Here is a 17,154-nt window from a genome sequence, read left to right as displayed (position 1 = left end):
CGCACTGATCAGACCTGCGGATCACGCAGTAGCAAGATAGTGGCAACTTGAGGTGCGTAATTTATAGTAATTCTCATATAGATTTAAAGAGTTGATTCCATATCCCGGACAAATAGTCGTCGCCCGGCTACGGTAACTCGATGTGTCTGCGGCTAAATTCCGTCGCCCATGCCTCGTTTACAGGACAGCCCCTGTGTCTGTCGTGCCTTGCGACGGGCCGCAACCACTGGCCGGAACCCTGCATGAATCGTCCCCGCCCCGCCCGTCGCGCGCTGTTTGCCGCCCTCTGTCTGATTCCCGTGATCGCCGTCGCTGCCTGGCAGGTTTTGCCACCCGGTCGCGACGCCGTTGCCACTGTGCAGGTCAGCCGCGGCGATATCGAAAACAGCGTGACGGCGCTCGGCACCTTGCAGCCGCGCCGCTACGTGGATGTCGGTGCACAGGCTTCGGGGCAGATTCAGAAGATTCACGTCGAGGCTGGCGATACGGTCAAGGAAGGCCAGTTGCTGGTGGAAATCGACCCGTCGACACAGAAAGCCAAGCTCGATGCCGGGCGCTTTTCCATCGAAAACCTCAAGGCGCAGTTGCAGGAGCAACGCGCCCAGCACGATCTGGCGCAGCAGAAATACCAGCGCCAACAGAAACTCGCCGCCGGTGGCGCCACCCGCGAGGAGGACGTGCAGACCGCCCGCGCCGAGGTCCGTGCGACCCAGGCGCGCATCGACATGTTCCAGGCGCAGATCCGCCAGGCCCAGGCCAGCCTGCGCAGCGACGAAGCGGAGCTCGGTTACACGCGCATCTACGCGCCGATGAGCGGCACCGTGGTCGCCGTCGGTGCGCGCGAAGGCCAGACCCTCAACGCGCAGCAACAGACCCCGCTGATCCTGCGCATCGCCCGGCTGTCGCCGATGACGGTGTGGGCCGAGGTTTCAGAGGCCGACATCGGCCACGTCAAACCCGGCATGACCGCCTACTTCACCACCCTCAGCGGCGGCAGCCGGCGCTGGAGCAGCACCGTGCGGCAAATCCTGCCGGTGCCGCCGCGTCCGCTCGAACAGAATCAGGGCGGCAGTCCCACCAGTGGTCGCAGCGGCAGCGAACGCGTGGTGCTCTACACCGTGCTGCTCGACGTCGACAACGCCGATCACAGCCTGATGACCGACATGACCGCCCAGGTGTTCTTCGTCGCCGACCAGGCGCAAGACACCCTGACCGTGCCGACTGCTGCCCTGCAACCGGGCTCGCGTCCGCAGTGGCAGCGGGCGCAGATCGTCGCTGCCAATGGTGATGTTCAGGCGCGCGAAGTGCGCACCGGCATCAGCGATCGCCTGCGCACCCAGGTGCTGGAAGGTCTGGCCGAGGGCGAGCATGTTCTCAGCGCGCCGGCCGCTGGTCATGGAGGCTGAATGCACACGCCCCTGATCGACCTGCGGCAGATCCGCAAAGCCTACGGCGGTGATGACAGCCCGCTGGTGGAAGTGCTGCGCGGGATCGATCTGTCGATCCATGCCGGCGAATTCGTTGCGATTGTCGGCGCCTCCGGTTCAGGCAAATCAACGCTGATGAACATCCTCGGTTGCCTCGACCGTCCCACCAGCGGCGAGTATCTGTTCGCCGGGGAAAATGTCGCGCAGCTGGACAGTGATGAACTGGCCTGGCTGCGCCGCGAAGCCTTCGGTTTTGTCTTTCAGGGCTATCACCTGATCCCGTCCGGCTCGGCGCAGGAAAACGTCGAGATGCCAGCGATCTATGCCGGCACCCCGGCCGCCGAGCGGCATGCCCGAGCTCACGCGCTGCTGGAACGTCTCGGTCTCGGCACTCGCACCGGCAATCGTCCGCATCAGCTTTCCGGCGGTCAGCAACAGCGGGTGTCGATTGCCCGTGCGCTGATGAACGGCGGCCACATCATCCTCGCCGACGAGCCGACCGGCGCCCTCGACAGCCACAGCGGCGCCGAAGTGATGACCCTGCTCGACGAACTCGCCGATCAGGGCCATGTGGTGATCCTTATCACCCACGACCGCGAAGTGGCGCAACGGGCCAAACGCATCATCGAAATCCGCGACGGCCTGATCATCAGCGACAGCGCCGAGCACGCGTGCGCGCCGCCTGTGGCCAATCCCGGGGCGTTGCAAGCGGTCGACCTGCGCCAGCGCCTGAGCAGCGGCAGCAACCAGACCGGCGCCTGGAAAGGTGAACTGGTGGACGCTGTACAAGCGGCGTGGCGAGTGATGTGGATCAACCGCTTTCGCACCGCGCTGACCCTGCTGGGCATCGTCATTGGTGTGGCCTCGGTAGTGGTCATGCTCGCCGTCGGCGAAGGCAGCAAGCGTCAGGTCATGGCGCAGATGGGTGCGTTCGGCTCCAACATCATTTACCTCAGCGGCTCGGCGCCGAACCCGCGTACGCCGGAGGGCATCATCACCCTCGACGATGTCGCCGAACTGTCCGCCCTGCCCCAGGTGGAACGGATCATGCCGGTCAACGGCTCGACCGCCGGGGTGCGCTTTGGCAACGCCGACCACAGCAGCTACGTCGGCGGCAATGACACCAACTTTCCGCAGATTTTCAACTGGCCGGTGATCCAGGGCAGCTACTTCAGCCAGGCCGACGAGGACAGCGCCGCCGCTGTCGCGGTGATCGGCACCAAGGTCCGCGACAAGTTGCTCAAGGATGTCGCCGACCCCATCGGCCAATACATCCTCATCGAAAACGTGCCGTTCCAGATCCTCGGCGTGCTTGCGGAAAAAGGCGCCAGCTCTGGCGATTCGGATAGCGACAACCGCATCGCCGTGCCGTATTCGGCGGCGAGCACGCGCCTGTTCGGCAGCCGCAATCCGCAATACGTGGTGATTGCCGCGAAGGACGCGCGCAAGGTCAAGGACGCCGAACAGGCCATCGAACAGGCGATGTTGCGTCGGCACCACGGCAAGAAGGATTTCGAGCTGACCAACAATGCCGCGATGATTCAGGCCGAAGCGCGCACACAAGGCACGCTGTCGCTGATGCTGGGGGCGATTGCGGCGATTTCCCTGCTGGTCGGCGGTATCGGCGTGATGAACATCATGCTCATGACCGTACGCGAACGTACCCGCGAGATCGGTATTCGCATGGCCACCGGCGCCCGTCAGCGCGACATCCTCCGTCAGTTTCTCACCGAAGCGCTGATGCTCTCGGTGGTCGGTGGAATCGCCGGGATCGGCCTGGCGCTGCTGGTCGGCGGCGTGTTGTTGCTCAGCGGCGTGGCGATCGCCTTTCAAGCGCTGGCAGTGATCGGCGCGTTTGCCTGTGCGCTGGTCACCGGCGTCATTTTCGGCTTTATGCCGGCCCGCAAAGCTGCCCGGCTTGACCCTGTCACGGCCCTTACCAGTGAATGATCGACCTATGAAAGTGCGACTGACGTTCCTCGCCGCCAGCCTGTTGCTGGCAGCCTGCAGCAGCCCGGCGCCGCGCCTCGACAGCGGCGTGCAACCACCGAGCGCGTGGCAGTCCGCCGACAGCCACGGCGCGCTGCAGAGCAATCGGCAATGGTGGACGCAATTCGGCAGCCCCGAGCTGGAGCGGCTAGTGGAACAGGCGCGGCTGGGCAGCTACGACCTCGCCGCCGCCGTGGCACGGGTCAGACAGGCCGAGGCCAGCGCAACCATCGCCGGCGCCCCGCTGCTGCCCGAACTCAAGGCCGGGCTGAATGCCAATCGGCAGAAACTGATCCACGGCAAGGGCTACAGCCAATTGGATGTCAGTCCCGAGAATCGCTCGCTGGATTATTACGACGCCGAGCTCAGCGCCAGTTACGAAATCGATTTCTGGGGCGGCAAGCGTGCCGCGCGCGACAGTGCCTTGTTCGGTGTGCAGGCCAGCGAGTTCGACCGCGCCACCGTCGAGCTGACCTTGCTCAGCGGCGTCGCCAACAGTTACACCCAGGCCCTGGCCCTGCGTGAGCAGGCGCGCATCGCCGAACTCAATCTGGCCAATGCACAGAACGTGCTGCATCTGGTGCAGACCCGTTTCGACGCCGGCAGCGCCACCGCGCTGGAACTGGCCCAGCAGAAAAGCCTGGTGGCGGAACAACAGCGTCGCCTACCGCTGGTGCAACAACAGGCCCGCGAAGCACTGATCAGCCTCGCCGCCCTGCTCGGCCAACCGGTGCAAGCGTTACCGTTGCCCGAGCAATCCTTCGCCCAATTGCACTGGCCGGACATCGCCAGTGGCGTGCCGAGCGACTTGCTCAGTCGGCGTCCGGACATTGCCAGCGCCGAGGCCAGACTGGCGGCGGCGCAGGCTGATGTCACCGTCGCCCGCGCCGCGATGCTGCCGAAAATCACCCTGACCGCCAGCCTCGGCAGCGGCGCCGACCTTGCCGCCGACCTTCTGCGCACGACGTTCTACAACCTGTCCTCGGGGCTGACCGCGCCGATCTTCAACAACGGCCGCCTCAGCGCCGAACGCGACAAGGCCAAGGCCCGACAGGATGAACTGCTGGAAACCTATCGCGGGGCAATCATCAACGGCTTCGCCGACGTCGAAAAAGCCCTCAGCAGCATTCGTGGCCTCGACGAACAACGGCAATGGCAAAGCGAAGAACTGAACCAGGCACAAACCGCCTTCGACATCGCCCAGAGCCGCTACCAGGCCGGCGCCGAAGACCTGCTCACCGTCCTGCAAACCCAGCGCACGCTATATGCGGCGCAAGACCTCAACGTGCAGCTGCGCTTGTCGCGATTGCAGGCGAGCATTGCCTTGTACAAAGCGCTGGGGGGTGGTTGGGAGGTGATCTGACGGAGATGCGTCGACTGGACTGACGCCATCGCGAGCAAGCTCGCTCCCACAGGGATCAGGGTAAATCTGCTGTTCATTCGTATCTTTGAGATAGCTATCGCGAGCAGGCTCGCTCCCACAGAAAAGCAAAGCAGCGCAGCTGCCCGCGGCGAAGCCGCCCCACTCAACAATGAGCGTTAGCTCGAGTGCTTTTGATCTTGATCTACCGGCGACGTCGGAAGGCTGAGCGGAGGGATTGATCCGGGTGTGGGAGCGCAGCGACCGTCTGGCGCAGCCAGACACAGCGGAAGGAGGTGCAGCGAAGCAAACCGGAAACGCTGCGCCCGGATCGATCCCGCAGCGAAGGAACCCGAGCCTGCGAGGGCCGAACGCAGGAGCAAGCGTTTTTTTGCTTACTTTTTTTAGGCGTTTGTAAAAAAAGTGAGTCGCCGTAAGGGCGAAACCTTAGGTAGTCGTTACCGCAGCGATGGATATGTACTCACTCAAAATGCCCCCACCGCCCCAAAAAAAGCCTCCGCGAGCAAGCTCCCACAGGAGGCTTTCGGTCAGGCCAAAATCTACGCCACAATAAATACCCCCTGTAGGAGTGAGCCTGCTCGCGATCACGGTGGGTCATCCGGCATAACGGGTGACTAACACGACGCCATCGCGAGCAGGCTCACTCCCACAAGGGGATTGCGACCTATCCTGAGTATGTGTTGAACCAATCTAGAGCTGTCGGCCCTTGACCTTCAGGTGTCGCGCATACCAAGGGCGCTGTGGCACTTTGCGGAACAGCTCGGTCATGTTGTCTTCGTCGCCAAAAGTGATACGCAGCGCCAGCTTCATGGTCTCCGGGTCCATCTCCACTGAGCGTCCGACTTGCAGGCCGGGCACGGTACTGCAGCCGTGGGTGTCGGGGCCGAGCCAGGGGTCGGCGACTTCCACCCAGCGTCCCGGTGCAAACCACGGCACGCCGTTGACTTCCAAACGACTCACTTCGCCCGGGTGAAAACGTTCATGGGCGCGGAACCAGTCTTCCAGGCGATCATCAATCCAGCCATGGAAACGCCAGAAAACCGGATTCACATGGGAGGAAAACGGATCACCGAGAAAGTCGTTTTCCGGCGCATACCAGCGCGCAGCGAAGTCCGCCTGATCGCGCGCCATCGGCACTGGAATGTCGTTGGATGGGTCACGCGCCACCGAAGCCCAGCGCATGTGCAGCCAGTCGTGCAGGCCCAGTTCGACCTCGGAGCCGAACTGGCCAAGGGTCAATTTCGACAAATAACGCGGATCACGATACTGCGATTCCCAGACCAGAAAATTGCTCTGAAAAGTCTCCGCCGCTTTGATGTCGCTGACCCACTTGGTGTACTCGTCATCGCCCTCGGCCAGCCAGGTCGGCGGCAGCGAATTGCCGTCATGATTGTCGAAATAGCGGGCGAAGCCCTGTCGGTCCCGCTCCAGCTCAGGCTGCGGCTGCGGAAACGCCGGCCAGGAAGGCAAATCCTGCATCGAGCGGGCGATGCCTAGCATGTGCCGATGCATAAAGAAAAAATCCACGCCCGAGCCATTGCGATCCTTGCTTGGCCCACGGGCGTCGCGCTCCTTGTCACGCGGCCCGGGCTGCCAGCCGATGCCGCGCAGCGCTTCGCGCTTTTTCTCCGAGAGCTTGTGCCACTTGTCGCGGGTGGCGTGCCAGAGCTGATGGAACAACCGATGCTCGGGCGCCACCAGCCAGGCCAACAGTTGCGGATTAAGCCCGGTGCGTTCACGGGCCTCGGGAAAACGTCGTTTGATGGCGATGAACTGGTTGTCCAGCTCGGGCAAGGCCAACGGCCGGTCCAGACGCAGCACTTGCCCGGTGAACGTGGCGCTGCCGGCATTGCCGAACGCCGCCCAGACCTCATCCAGTCTGACTTTGAATTCATACACCGGCGGTGCAAGTGGCGCATCGGTGCGCAGCAGGCGCCAATACATCTCGGCGCCGTTGCCCGGTGCCAGATCGCCAATCACTTGATAACGCACAGGCCCTTCGGCACGCAGATTCGCTCCGGTGTCGAGATAACCGCGCAGGCCGCGCCCACGATGAGCGATGTCGAGAAACAGCTCCAGGCCTTGCGCCGGCAAACCATCAAGCCCGGCCGCCGCACCGGTAAAGCGAATGTCCCAGACCCCACGCAAATTGTCCGCCAGCTGTTGCCCGGCGGTGTCCGCCAGATCGACCGTGGCCTCGCCCGGGGTGATCGGAAACTCCTCGCGGGTCAATTCACGATGTGCATAAAAAGCGGCAGGCAGCGCGGCGCCCGTGAGTGCCATGCCCGCCATGAACCAGCGTCGAGAGATCGTCATTGCCCTACCTGTGTCAGCCATGAAGCAGGCTTTATCCAAGCTAGAACGTTTGCTCGGCGGGGAAATTTACGCCGCCGGCAAAACATCCCTGCGCCGCTGCCGGGCATTTGTAACGCGCGCCTAAATTAGCCCTGCGGCCACTCGTTCTTCCCAGATAGCAAAGGCCCCTGCGCCTGTACCTCGACGGCGAACCTGAATGAGATGGCAATGACAAAACCGCGTTGGAAAAAGGCTCTATTCATCGGCCTGCCGCTGGCCCTGGCGATCAGTGCCGGCGCAGGATTTCTGGCCTGGGATTACTGGAACAACCCCGGCTATCCGGTGAAGGTGATGAAACAGGCGACGGAGTTGCAGGATCGCCTGCTGTCGTTCGACAGCCACATCACCGTACCGCTGAGTTTCGGCAGCCACGACCACGAAGCCGACAAGGATGGCTCGGGCCAGTTCGACCTCATCAAGGCCAATCGCGGACGCCTGTCCGGCGCGGCGCTGACGGTGTTCGGCTGGCCGGAAATGTGGAACGGCCCGAACGCCCCGCACCGTCCCACCGAGGGCTTTGTCGAAGAGGCGCGCAACCAGCAGGAAGTGCGCTACAAGATCATTTCCGGGATCGTCCGCGACTTCCCCAATCAGGCCGGCATCGCCTACACGCCGGATGACTTCCGCCGCCTGCACGGCGAAGGCAAGTTTGCGATTTTCATCAGCATGCTCAACGCCTACCCGCTGGGCAATGATCTGAGAAAGCTCGACCTGTGGGCCGGGCGCGGCATGCGCATGTTCGGTTTCAGTTACATCGGCAACAACAGCTGGGCCGACTCGTCGCGGCCGCTGCCGTTTTTCAATGATTCGCCCGACGCCCTCGATGGTCTGTCGGACATCGGCAAACAAGCGGTGCAGCGCTTGAACGATCTGGGCGTGATCATCGACGTTTCGCAGATGTCGACCAAGGCCCTCGAGCAAGTCGCCGAACTGAGCCGTACACCGCTGGTGGCCTCGCACTCGGCGCCACGGGCGGCGGTGGATATCCCGCGCAACCTCAGCGACAAAGAACTGCAACTGATCAAGAACAGTGGCGGCGTGGTGCAAGTCGTCGCCTTCTCGCAGTACCTGAAACCGCTGACCCAGGGCACGCAGGACAAACTCAATGCGTTGCGTGCGCGCTTCGATCTGCCGCCACTGCCCAATCTGGCCATGGCACTGATGCCGGGCGATCCGATCATCACCGCCTGGTCGGAACAGAAGCTCGGCCAATACGCCAGCGGCCTCTACGCGATCCTCGAAGAAGAACCGAAAGCCACCCTAAAGGACTTCGGCGACGCCATCGATTACACAGTGCGCAAGATCGGTATCGACCACGTCGGCATCGCCTCGGACTTCAACGACGGCGGCGGCATCAAGGGCTGGGAAAACGTCGGCGAGATTCGCAACGTCACCGCCGAACTGCTGCAGCGCGGCTACTCCGAAGCGGACATCGCCAAGCTCTGGGGCGGCAACTTCATGCGCGTCTGGGATCAGGTGCAAAAAGCCGCGAAACCGGCGCTGGCGTCACGCCAGGAGGTGGCCCGGCCATGACCGATCGTCGCACTTTTCTCAAGCAGGCCGGCCTGCTCGCCGCCGCCCTGCCCCTGGGCGCCAGCCTGAGTGCTCCGGCGGCCATCGCTGCCGTGCCGACTGCGTCGCGAGACAAATGGGCGCAGTTGCGTCAAATGTTCGATCAGGATTCCCAAGCGATTCACTTCGCCAATTTCCTCGTCACATCGCACCCCAAACCGGTGCGCGAAGCCATCGAACGCCATCGCGCGGCGCTGGATCTGAATCCGGGTCTGGCGATGGATTGGGATCTGGGCGTCACCGAGAAGCGCGAAGAAAACGTGCGCCACTGGGCAGGCCAGTATCTGCAAGCCAAACCGGCGCAAATCGCCCTGACCGGCAGCACTACCGAAGGCCTCGCGATGATCTACGGCAGCGTGCAGGTGCGCGCGGATCAGGAAATTCTCACCACGGTTCACGAACATTATTCGACGCGCAACATTCTCGATTTCCGCAGCCGTCGTGACGGCACGCGCGTGCGCAAACTCAAGCTGTTCGAAACCCCGCAGAGCATTTCTCTGGATCAGGTGCTCGACACGATCAATCGCAACATCCGCCCCGAAACCCGTGTGCTGGGCATGACCTGGGTGCATTCGGGCAGCGGCGTGAAGCTGCCGATCAGCGACATCTCGCGGCTGGTCGACGAGCACAACCGCCAGCGCGACGACAAGGATCGGCTGATTTACGTGGTCGATGGTGTGCACGGTTTCGGTGTCGACGACTTGAGTTTCCCGCAGATGAACTGCGACTTTTTCATCGCCGGCACGCACAAGTGGATGTTCGGCCCGCGCGGCACCGGCATCGTCTGCAGCCGCACCGAAGAACTGAAATACGTCAGCCCCAGCGTGCCGACCTTCTCCGAGGCCACGGCCTTCTCGACCATCATGACCCCGGGCGGCTACCACGCCTTCGAGCATCGCTGGGCGCTGGACGAAGCCTTCAAGTTGCACCTGCACCTGGGCAAAGCCGAGGTGCAGACGCGCATTCATCAGCTCAACAGTTACCTCAAGCAACGCTTGCAGGAGCACCGCAACATCGAATTGGTCACCCCGCTCGCCTCGCAGTTCTCCGCCGGTTTCACCTTCTTCCGGATCAAGGGCCAGGACAGCGATGAAGTGGCGGCCTGGCTGATGCAGAACCGGGTGATCTGCGACGCGGTCAGCCGCGACGTCGGGCCGGTGATTCGCACCGCGCCGGGCTTGCTCAACAGCGAAGCCGAAGTGGATCGCTTCATGGACATCCTCGGCACCAAGCTGCGTGCCTGACCCTCGACTGCCGTTTTCCTTTCAAAGAGACGACCCATGAAAAAGCCTCACGCGTCACTCCTCTCCAAAGCCCTGCCCGCACTGGCGCTCAGCGCCCTCTGCGGCGCATTGATGCCCGGCAGCGCGCAGGCGGCGACCGCCCCCGCCGCGGGTAAAGTGTTCAAGGATTGCAAGGACTGCCCGGAAATGGTCGTGCTGCCGACCGGCAGCTACACCATGGGCACACCGGACGATGAAGTCGGCCGGCAGCCCGACGAAGGCCCGCTGCACACGGTGACGTTCAGCAAACCATTCGCTATCAGCCGCTCGCAGGTGCTGGTGGGCGAATGGGACGCCTATGTGCGCGAAACCGGCAACAAGCCCTACGACTTCGATGATCGTCCGGGCCGTCGTTGCACCGCCGGCAAGCCGGAATTCAAACAGACGCCACGCGACCCGGCCGTATGCATGAACGTCGCCGAAGCCCAGGGCTACATCGACTGGCTGTCGAAAAAGACCGGGCACGCCTATCGCCTGCAAAGCGAATCGATCCGCGAATACGCCGCCCGGGGCGGCAGCACCGGGCCTTTCCCGTTCCCGTTCGATGAGGGCAAGGATTACCAGATCTCCAAACACGCCAACACCTATGGCGCAGCCGACGGCTACAACTTCACCTCGCCGGCCGGCACCTTCCCGGCCAATGCGTTTGGCGTGTTCGACGCCCACGGCAACGTCTACGAATGGACCGCCGATTGCTATCACCCGGACTACTCCGGCGTGCCCGCCGACGGTCGCCCATGGACCCAGGAAAACTGCGAACGCCAGGTCATGCGCGGCAACGACTGGGGCGAGGCGCCGATCTTCTCGCGCTCGGGCAACCGCAACAGCAGCTGGCCGACCAGCAAGGGCGACTGGCTGGGCTTTCGCGTAGTACGCGACCTCTGATCCCGCCGTCGACGAGCGCAGCCACGCCTGCGCTCGGTTAAAGAAACTCCGCGACCATTCGTTTTCCTTAAGTACCGGCACTCCCTCCGCATCGAAGCAGGAATCCTCCATGACCAAGCCTACGCGTGGGGCGATCAACGAATTGTTCGCCCTGCTCAAGCCCTTCCGCCTGATCGTCTCGGCGTCCATCGTGCTCGGCATGCTCGGCGGCCTGAGCGTCACCGTGCTGCTGGCGACCATCAACAACGCCCTGCATTCCGATGACGGCCTGACCCGCACCGTGGTGATGATCTTTGCCGGCCTCTGTGCCCTGGCCCTGCTGACCACGATCCTGTCGGACATCGGCACCAACTACGTCGGCCAGCACATCATCGCCAAACTGCGCAAAGAGCTGGGGGAGAAAGTCCTGTCGGCGCCGATCGACCAGATCGAACGCTATCGCAGCCATCGCCTGATTCCGGTGCTGACCCACGACGTCGACACCATCAGCGACTTCGCCTTCGCCTTTGCGCCCCTGGCGATCTCCATGACCGTGACCCTTGGTTGTCTCGGCTATCTGGCCATGCTGTCGTGGCCGATGTTCCTGATGATGCTGGTGGCCATCGCCATCGGCACCACCATCCAGGCGTTTGCGCGGGCCAAGGGCATGCGCGGTTTCTACGCCGCGCGCGATTCCGAAGACGAACTGCAGAAGCACTACAACGCAATTGCCGAAGGCGCCAAGGAACTGCGCATTCACCGCCCGCGTCGCCAGCGCATGTTCGTCGCCGGCATTCAAAAAACCGCCGAGAAAATCTGCGACACCCAGATCAGATCGATCAACACCTTCGTCATCGCCAAGTCGTTTGGCTCGATGCTGTTCTTCGTGGTCATCGGCATGGCCCTGGCCCTGCAATCGCTGTGGCCGAGTGCCGACAAAGCGGTGATGAGCGGTTTCGTTCTGGTGCTGCTGTACATGAAGGGGCCGCTGGAACACCTGATCAGCACCCTGCCGATCATCAGCCGCGCGCAGATTGCCTTCCGCCGCATTGCCGAACTCAGCGAACAGTTCTCATCGCCGGAACCGCACCTGTTGTTGCAGGATCAGGGCAGCAAGCCGGCCGCCGTCAACAGCCTGGAACTGCGCAACGTGCGCTACGCCTTCCCGGCGGTGGAAGGCAGCGAGCCGTTCCGCCTCGGCCCGGTGAACCTGCGCATCGAACAGGGCGACATTGTGTTTATCGTCGGTGAGAACGGCTGCGGCAAGACCACGCTGATCAAATTGCTCCTGGGCCTGTACGCGCCGACCGAGGGCGAAATCCGCGTTAACGACAAGCCGATCACCGCCGTCAACCGCGATGATTACCGGCAGAACTTCACCACGATCTTCGCCGACTACTACCTGTTCGATGATCTGATTCAGGGCGATCGTGAAGTGCCGCAGGATGCCACCCGCTACCTCGAACGTCTGGAGATTGCGCACAAGGTCAGCGTGCGCGACGGCGCGTTCAGCACCACCGACCTGTCCACCGGCCAGCGCAAACGCCTGGCACTGGTCAACGCCTGGCTCGAAGAGCGCCCGGTGCTGGTGTTCGATGAATGGGCGGCGGATCAGGACCCGACATTCCGGCGGATCTTCTATACCGAGCTGCTGCCCGACCTCAAGCGTCTGGGCAAGACCATCATCGTGATTTCCCACGACGACCGTTACTTCGACGTCGCCGATCAACTGGTACGCATGGAGGCCGGCAAGGTCAGAAGCGAACTGCAACCCGCCTGATCGAAGCAGCCGCGACCGGGCCGGAGAAAAAACTTTTCCGGTTTGCCGCGGCTTCCTCGTCTTAATGAGATGAATAAGAACCATTAACAACTATACCTGCCAAGGTCTTAACCTCATGTCCGCATCCCGTTTCATGCTTCGCCCTCTGACTCGAGCCCTGCTGATGCACGGCGCGACCCGCACACGTCTGGCTGGTAGCGGCCTGGGTCTGGCACTGACCCTCGCGGCAGCGCCGTATGTCCAGGCCCAGGAATGGACCCTGAACATCCCGGCCCAACCGCTGGCCCAGGCCCTGCAGACCCTCGGTCAGCAGACCAGCCTGCAAATCATCTACAGCCCGGAAAGCCTGCAAGGCCTGCGCTCCAGCGCCCTCAACGGCCGCTACCAGGACGACGAATCGCTGAAGGCGATGCTCAGCGGCACCGGCATTCGCTATCAGCGTGACGGCAACACCGTCACCGTGCTCGGCCCGGCCACCAGCGGCAGCGCGATGGAACTGGCGCCGACCAACGTCAACGCCAACCGCCTCGGCGCCACCACCGAAGGCAGCAACTCGTACACCACCGGCGGCGTGACCATCGGCAAAGGCGTGCACTCGCTGAAGGAAACGCCGCAGTCGGTCACGGTGATGACCCGCAAGATGCTCGACGACCAGAACCTCAACACCATCGAACAGGTGATGGAGAAGACCCCGGGCATCACCGTCTACGACTCGCCCATGGGCGGCAAATATTTCTACTCACGCGGTTTCCGCATGACCGGCCAGTACCAGTACGACGGCGTGCCGCTGGACATCGGCAGCAGCTACGTGCAGGCGGACAGCTTCAACAGCGACATGGCCATCTATGACCGCGTGGAAATCCTCCGCGGCGCGGCCGGCATGATGAAGGGCGCGGGCGGCACCGCCGGCGGCGTCAACTTCGTGCGCAAGCGCGGCCAGGACACCCCGCACACGCAGCTCTCGCTATCGGCCGGGACCTGGGACAACTACCGCGGCCAGGTCGACACCGGCGGCCCGCTGAACGACGCCGGCACTGTCCGTGGCCGCGCCGTGGTGACCCAGCAGACCCGTAAGTACTTCTACGACGTGGCTGAACGCCGCGACCAGATCTACTACGGCGCCCTGGACTTCGACCTCAGCCCCGACACCACCCTCGGTCTGGGCATGGCCTATGAAGACGTCGACGCCACCCCGTGCTGGGGCGGCCTGCCGCGCTACGCCGACGGCTCCGACCTGCACCTGAAACGCTCCACCTGCCTGAACACCTCGTGGAACAACCAGCGCAGCAAACGCGCCACCTACTTCGCCGACGTCAAACACCAGTTCAACGATGACTGGTCGCTGAAAGTCGCCGGTGTCTACTCGCGCAACACTCAGGACATGGAATACTCCTTCCCGAGCGGCACAGTGCCATTGGGCGCCACAGCCACCAATACGCTGATGCTCGGCAGTACCTATGATTACGATCAGCGCGACTACGGCTTCGATGCTTACGTCGACGGCAAATTCGACGCCTTCGGCCAGCAGCACGAACTGATCGTCGGCGCCAACGCCAGCCGTTCGCACAAGGACGACTTCTACGCGGTGGCGGCATTGCCACAGCGCCAGAACGTGTTCAACCCGAACCACAACATCCCGCAGCCGGATGAAAGCTACTACCTGGCCAACGCCTCCCGTGGCGGCCCGGTGGACATGCACATCAAGCAATACGGCGCCTACTCGATCGCCCGCCTGAAACTCGCCGACCCGATGACCCTGGTACTCGGCAGTCGGGTCAGCTGGTACAAATCCGACACTGACTCGGTGCAGTACTTCCGTGGCGAAGGCACCGAGGTCAACACCCAGTCCACCGAAACCGGCCAGGTCACGCCGTTCGCCGGCCTGCTCTACGACCTCAACGACAACCTGACCGCCTACGCCAGCTACACCGACATCTTCACCCCGCAAGGCTCGTACAAAACCATCGACGGCAGCACGCTCAAGCCGCTGATTGGCCAGAGCTACGAGCTGGGGATCAAGGGTGAGTGGTACGACGGTCGTCTGAACACCACGTTCAACCTGTTCCGCACCATCCAGAAAGATGCGGCCCAGGATGACCTGCGGTGCGAAGACAGTTCGTGCCAGATCAACTCGGGCAAGGTCCGCGCCCAGGGCTTTGAAGCTGAAGTCAGCGGTGAAGTGATCGACCGCCTGCAACTGTTGGCCGGTTATACCTACACCCAGACCAAGGTGCTGGAAGATGCCGATGCCACTCAGGATGGCGCGGTCTACAACTCTTACGTGCCGCGTCACCTGTTGCGCGTCTGGGGTGATTACGCCCTGAGCGGACCGCTGGATCGTGTGACGATTGGTGCGGGTGTCAATGCGCAGACGGGCACCTACCGGGTTTCGCCTCTGGGCGGGGACAATGTCGACGGCGCGGGTTATGCGGTCTGGAACGGTCGCATTGGTTATCGGATCGATGACACCTGGTCGGTGGCGTTGAACGGCAATAACCTGTTCGACAAGCGTTATTACGCGACCATTGGTACCGAGGGGTTCGGTAACTTCTACGGGGATCCGCGCAATTTTGTGATGTCGGTGAAGGCTGATTTCTGATTGCTCTTAGTTGTGTGGAAGCCCCGCTTTGGCGGGGCTTTTTGGTTTTTGGGATTGGGGATTGGGGGGCATATCCGTTGCTGCGGGTGCTGCCGCTGACGGTTTCGCTCTTACAGCGAGTCACCTTTTCCAAACGCCGAAAAGGTAACCCAAAAGGCTTTGCCCCGGCGTACGGCCCGCTCGCTGGGGCTCGGGGTACCTTCGTTACGGGACCGATCCGGGCGCAGCGGCTCCGGTTGGCTTCGCTGCACCTACACTCGCTGTGTACGACTGCGTCGTACGGTCGCTGCGCTCCCACCCCCGGATCGATCCCGTAACGAAGCCTGCCGAAGGGGCAAGAGATCAAAAGCCGGATCAAAAGCCACAGCAAAAGCAAAAGCCAGATCAAGAGCCAGAGCCGAAGCAAGAGCAAAAGCCAGATCAAAAGATCGCAGCCTTCGGCAGCTCCTACAGTTGGATCGCGCACCACTCAAGAACAGGTCGGCTGTCAGGCCGCCTTCGCGAGCAGGCTCGCTCCCACAAAAGCAAAAGCAAAAAGCCAAGCAGCGCAGCTGCCCGCGGCGCAGCCGCCCCACTCAACAATGAGCGTTAGCTCGAGTGCTTTTGATCTTGCTTTTGATCCACCGGCGACGTCGGAAGGCTGAGTGGAGGGATTGATCCGGGGGTGGGAGCGCAGCGACCGTTCGACGAAGTCGAACACAGCGAGTGTAGGTGCAGCGAAGCAAACCGGAGCCGCTGCGCCCGGATCGATCCCGCAGCGAAGGAACCCGAGCCTGCGAGGGCCGAACGCAGGAGCTAGCGTTTTTTGCTTACTTTTTTTGGCGCTTGTAAAAAAGTAAGTCGCCGTAAGGGCGAAACCGCCAGCAGCAACACCAAAAAAAACGGATATTCACCCCATCCAAAAAGCCCGCGCAAGCGCCCCACCAACCCTCGAATAAACCTCCAGAACCCCAGGCACCACCGCCCCCAACCGCAACAAATCATGAGTCAACCCGCCACAAACCTCGACCTCGACCTCGACCCCCTGCCCGCGCAGCCTGTCGACATAAGCCTGCCCCTCATCCAGCAACGGATCAAACCCGGCAAGCAGCACAATAGCCGGCGCAACCCCGCGCAGATCCTCCGCCAGCAACGGCGAAAAACGCCAATCCAGATAATCCTCCGGCCCACGCGCATAGTGCTGATAAAACCACTCCAGCGTGTCGTTCTCGAGCAGGTACCCCTCGCCAAACAACAGCCGCGAATCATGCACTCGCGAAGCATCCGTCACCGGATAACACAACAACTGCGCCTTCGGCGCGATAGCCACCGTGTGCGGCTGCCGCACAGCCTGAATCGCCAGCACCGTCGCCAATGTGGCACCCGCGCTGTCGCCACCAAACGCAACGCGCGAACCATCCAGGCCGAGGCTCGCAGCCTCTTCGGCCAGCCAGGCCAAAGCGTCCTCACCATCCTCCAGTGCTGTCGGAAAGCGATGCTCCGGCGCCAGTCGATAACCGACCGAAAGCACCGCACACGGCGTGCGCTGGCAAAACTCGCGGCAGACGCCGTCGTGGGAATCCAGACTGCCGACCACAAACCCGCCACCGTGGAAATACACCAGCACCGGCAGCGGCGATTCAATACCGTTGGGCCGATACAAACGCAACGCCAGCGCCGCACCGTCACGGGCCTGTGTTTCGATCTCGGTGACTTCAAGATCCTGCGGCGCCGGCCAGCGCAGTTGCGCGGTGGTCTGCTCGAAGGTGGCGCGGGCCTCGCTCGGGGTCAGTTGGTGCATGGCCGGCAGGCCGGCGTCCTGGCTGTCTTGAGCGAGGTCGAGGAAAGCTTCCAGATCAGGGTGTAACGACATCGTTAAAAATCCTTGTATCCGCAATAAGACGGGCGCGCCTGGGCAGCGCCCG

General features: G+C 62.6%; 10 protein-coding genes. 8 read left to right on the top strand and 2 right to left on the bottom strand.

What is annotated here, in order from left to right; genetic code table 11:
- Window positions 1-242: 242 nt before the first annotated feature.
- The 3 genes from FEE99_RS14125 to FEE99_RS14115 are packed head-to-tail and all read left to right on the top strand — an operon-like array spanning window position 243 to window position 4,779.
- A complete protein-coding gene (locus FEE99_RS14125; RefSeq protein ID WP_041478510.1) occupies window positions 243-1,406 on the top strand; it encodes an efflux RND transporter periplasmic adaptor subunit in 1,164 nt (387 codons plus the stop codon).
- A complete protein-coding gene (locus FEE99_RS14120; RefSeq protein WP_041478509.1) occupies window positions 1,407-3,377 on the top strand; it encodes a MacB family efflux pump subunit in 1,971 nt (656 codons plus the stop codon).
- Window positions 3,378-3,384: 7 nt separating this feature from the next.
- Window positions 3,385-4,779, top strand: coding sequence for an efflux transporter outer membrane subunit (locus FEE99_RS14115; protein ID WP_041478508.1), 1,395 nt, complete (start codon window positions 3,385-3,387; stop codon window positions 4,777-4,779).
- Window positions 4,780-5,487: 708 nt separating this feature from the next.
- Here the strand turns inward: FEE99_RS14115 and pvdP are convergent.
- Entirely contained in the window at window positions 5,488-7,113 is a 1,626-nt protein-coding gene (gene pvdP / locus FEE99_RS14110) for a pyoverdine maturation tyrosinase PvdP (protein WP_041478507.1), read from the bottom strand.
- 207 nt (window positions 7,114-7,320) lie between these two features.
- Here pvdP and pvdM point away from each other — a divergent pair, with 207 nt between their 5' ends.
- From pvdM to FEE99_RS14085, 5 genes are all read left to right on the top strand, one after another.
- Entirely contained in the window at window positions 7,321-8,685 is a 1,365-nt protein-coding gene (gene pvdM, locus FEE99_RS14105) for a pyoverdine-tailoring dipeptidase-like protein PvdM (RefSeq protein WP_041478506.1), read from the top strand.
- Complete coding sequence (pvdN, locus tag FEE99_RS14100) at window positions 8,682-9,968, top strand: pyoverdine-tailoring periplasmic protein PvdN (RefSeq protein ID WP_041478505.1); 1,287 nt, start codon at window positions 8,682-8,684, stop codon at window positions 9,966-9,968. Before pvdM ends, pvdN begins: the two co-directional genes overlap by 4 nt.
- Before the next feature lie 36 nt (window positions 9,969-10,004).
- Entirely contained in the window at window positions 10,005-10,892 is an 888-nt protein-coding gene (gene pvdO / locus FEE99_RS14095; protein ID WP_041478504.1) for a dihydropyoverdine dehydrogenase, read from the top strand.
- Window positions 10,893-11,001: 109 nt separating this feature from the next.
- The gene (locus FEE99_RS14090; protein ID WP_041478503.1) at window positions 11,002-12,651 is read left to right on the top strand and encodes a cyclic peptide export ABC transporter; all 1,650 of its coding nucleotides are present in this window, start codon (window positions 11,002-11,004) and stop codon (window positions 12,649-12,651) included.
- A gap of 115 nt (window positions 12,652-12,766) precedes the next feature.
- Entirely contained in the window at window positions 12,767-15,250 is a 2,484-nt protein-coding gene (locus tag FEE99_RS14085) for a TonB-dependent siderophore receptor (protein ID WP_177327015.1), read from the top strand.
- A gap of 889 nt (window positions 15,251-16,139) precedes the next feature.
- On the opposite strand, the gene FEE99_RS14080 is transcribed toward FEE99_RS14085, so the two are convergent.
- Entirely contained in the window at window positions 16,140-17,102 is a 963-nt protein-coding gene (locus tag FEE99_RS14080) for an alpha/beta hydrolase (RefSeq protein WP_041479057.1), read from the bottom strand.
- Window positions 17,103-17,154: the final 52 nt, after the last annotated feature.

This window comes from Pseudomonas sp. ef1 (assembly GCF_007293365.2).
Lineage (GTDB): Bacteria > Pseudomonadota > Gammaproteobacteria > Pseudomonadales > Pseudomonadaceae > Aquipseudomonas > Aquipseudomonas siliginis.
This window is presented reverse-complemented; position numbering and strand designations above follow the sequence as displayed.

Coding starts and splice junctions, on each gene's coding strand:
- FEE99_RS14085 (WP_177327015.1), top strand. CDS start 12,767: ATGTCCGCATCCCGTTTCATGCTTCGCCCTCTGACTCGAGCCCTGCTG.
- FEE99_RS14090 (WP_041478503.1), top strand. CDS start 11,002: ATGACCAAGCCTACGCGTGGGGCGATCAACGAATTGTTCGCCCTGCTC.
- pvdM (WP_041478506.1), top strand. CDS start 7,321: ATGACAAAACCGCGTTGGAAAAAGGCTCTATTCATCGGCCTGCCGCTG.
- pvdO (WP_041478504.1), top strand. CDS start 10,005: ATGAAAAAGCCTCACGCGTCACTCCTCTCCAAAGCCCTGCCCGCACTG.
- pvdP (WP_041478507.1), bottom strand. CDS start 7,113: ATGACGATCTCTCGACGCTGGTTCATGGCGGGCATGGCACTCACGGGC.
- FEE99_RS14115 (WP_041478508.1), top strand. CDS start 3,385: ATGAAAGTGCGACTGACGTTCCTCGCCGCCAGCCTGTTGCTGGCAGCC.
- FEE99_RS14080 (WP_041479057.1), bottom strand. CDS start 17,102: ATGTCGTTACACCCTGATCTGGAAGCTTTCCTCGACCTCGCTCAAGAC.
- FEE99_RS14125 (WP_041478510.1), top strand. CDS start 243: ATGAATCGTCCCCGCCCCGCCCGTCGCGCGCTGTTTGCCGCCCTCTGT.
- pvdN (WP_041478505.1), top strand. CDS start 8,682: ATGACCGATCGTCGCACTTTTCTCAAGCAGGCCGGCCTGCTCGCCGCC.
- FEE99_RS14120 (WP_041478509.1), top strand. CDS start 1,407: ATGCACACGCCCCTGATCGACCTGCGGCAGATCCGCAAAGCCTACGGC.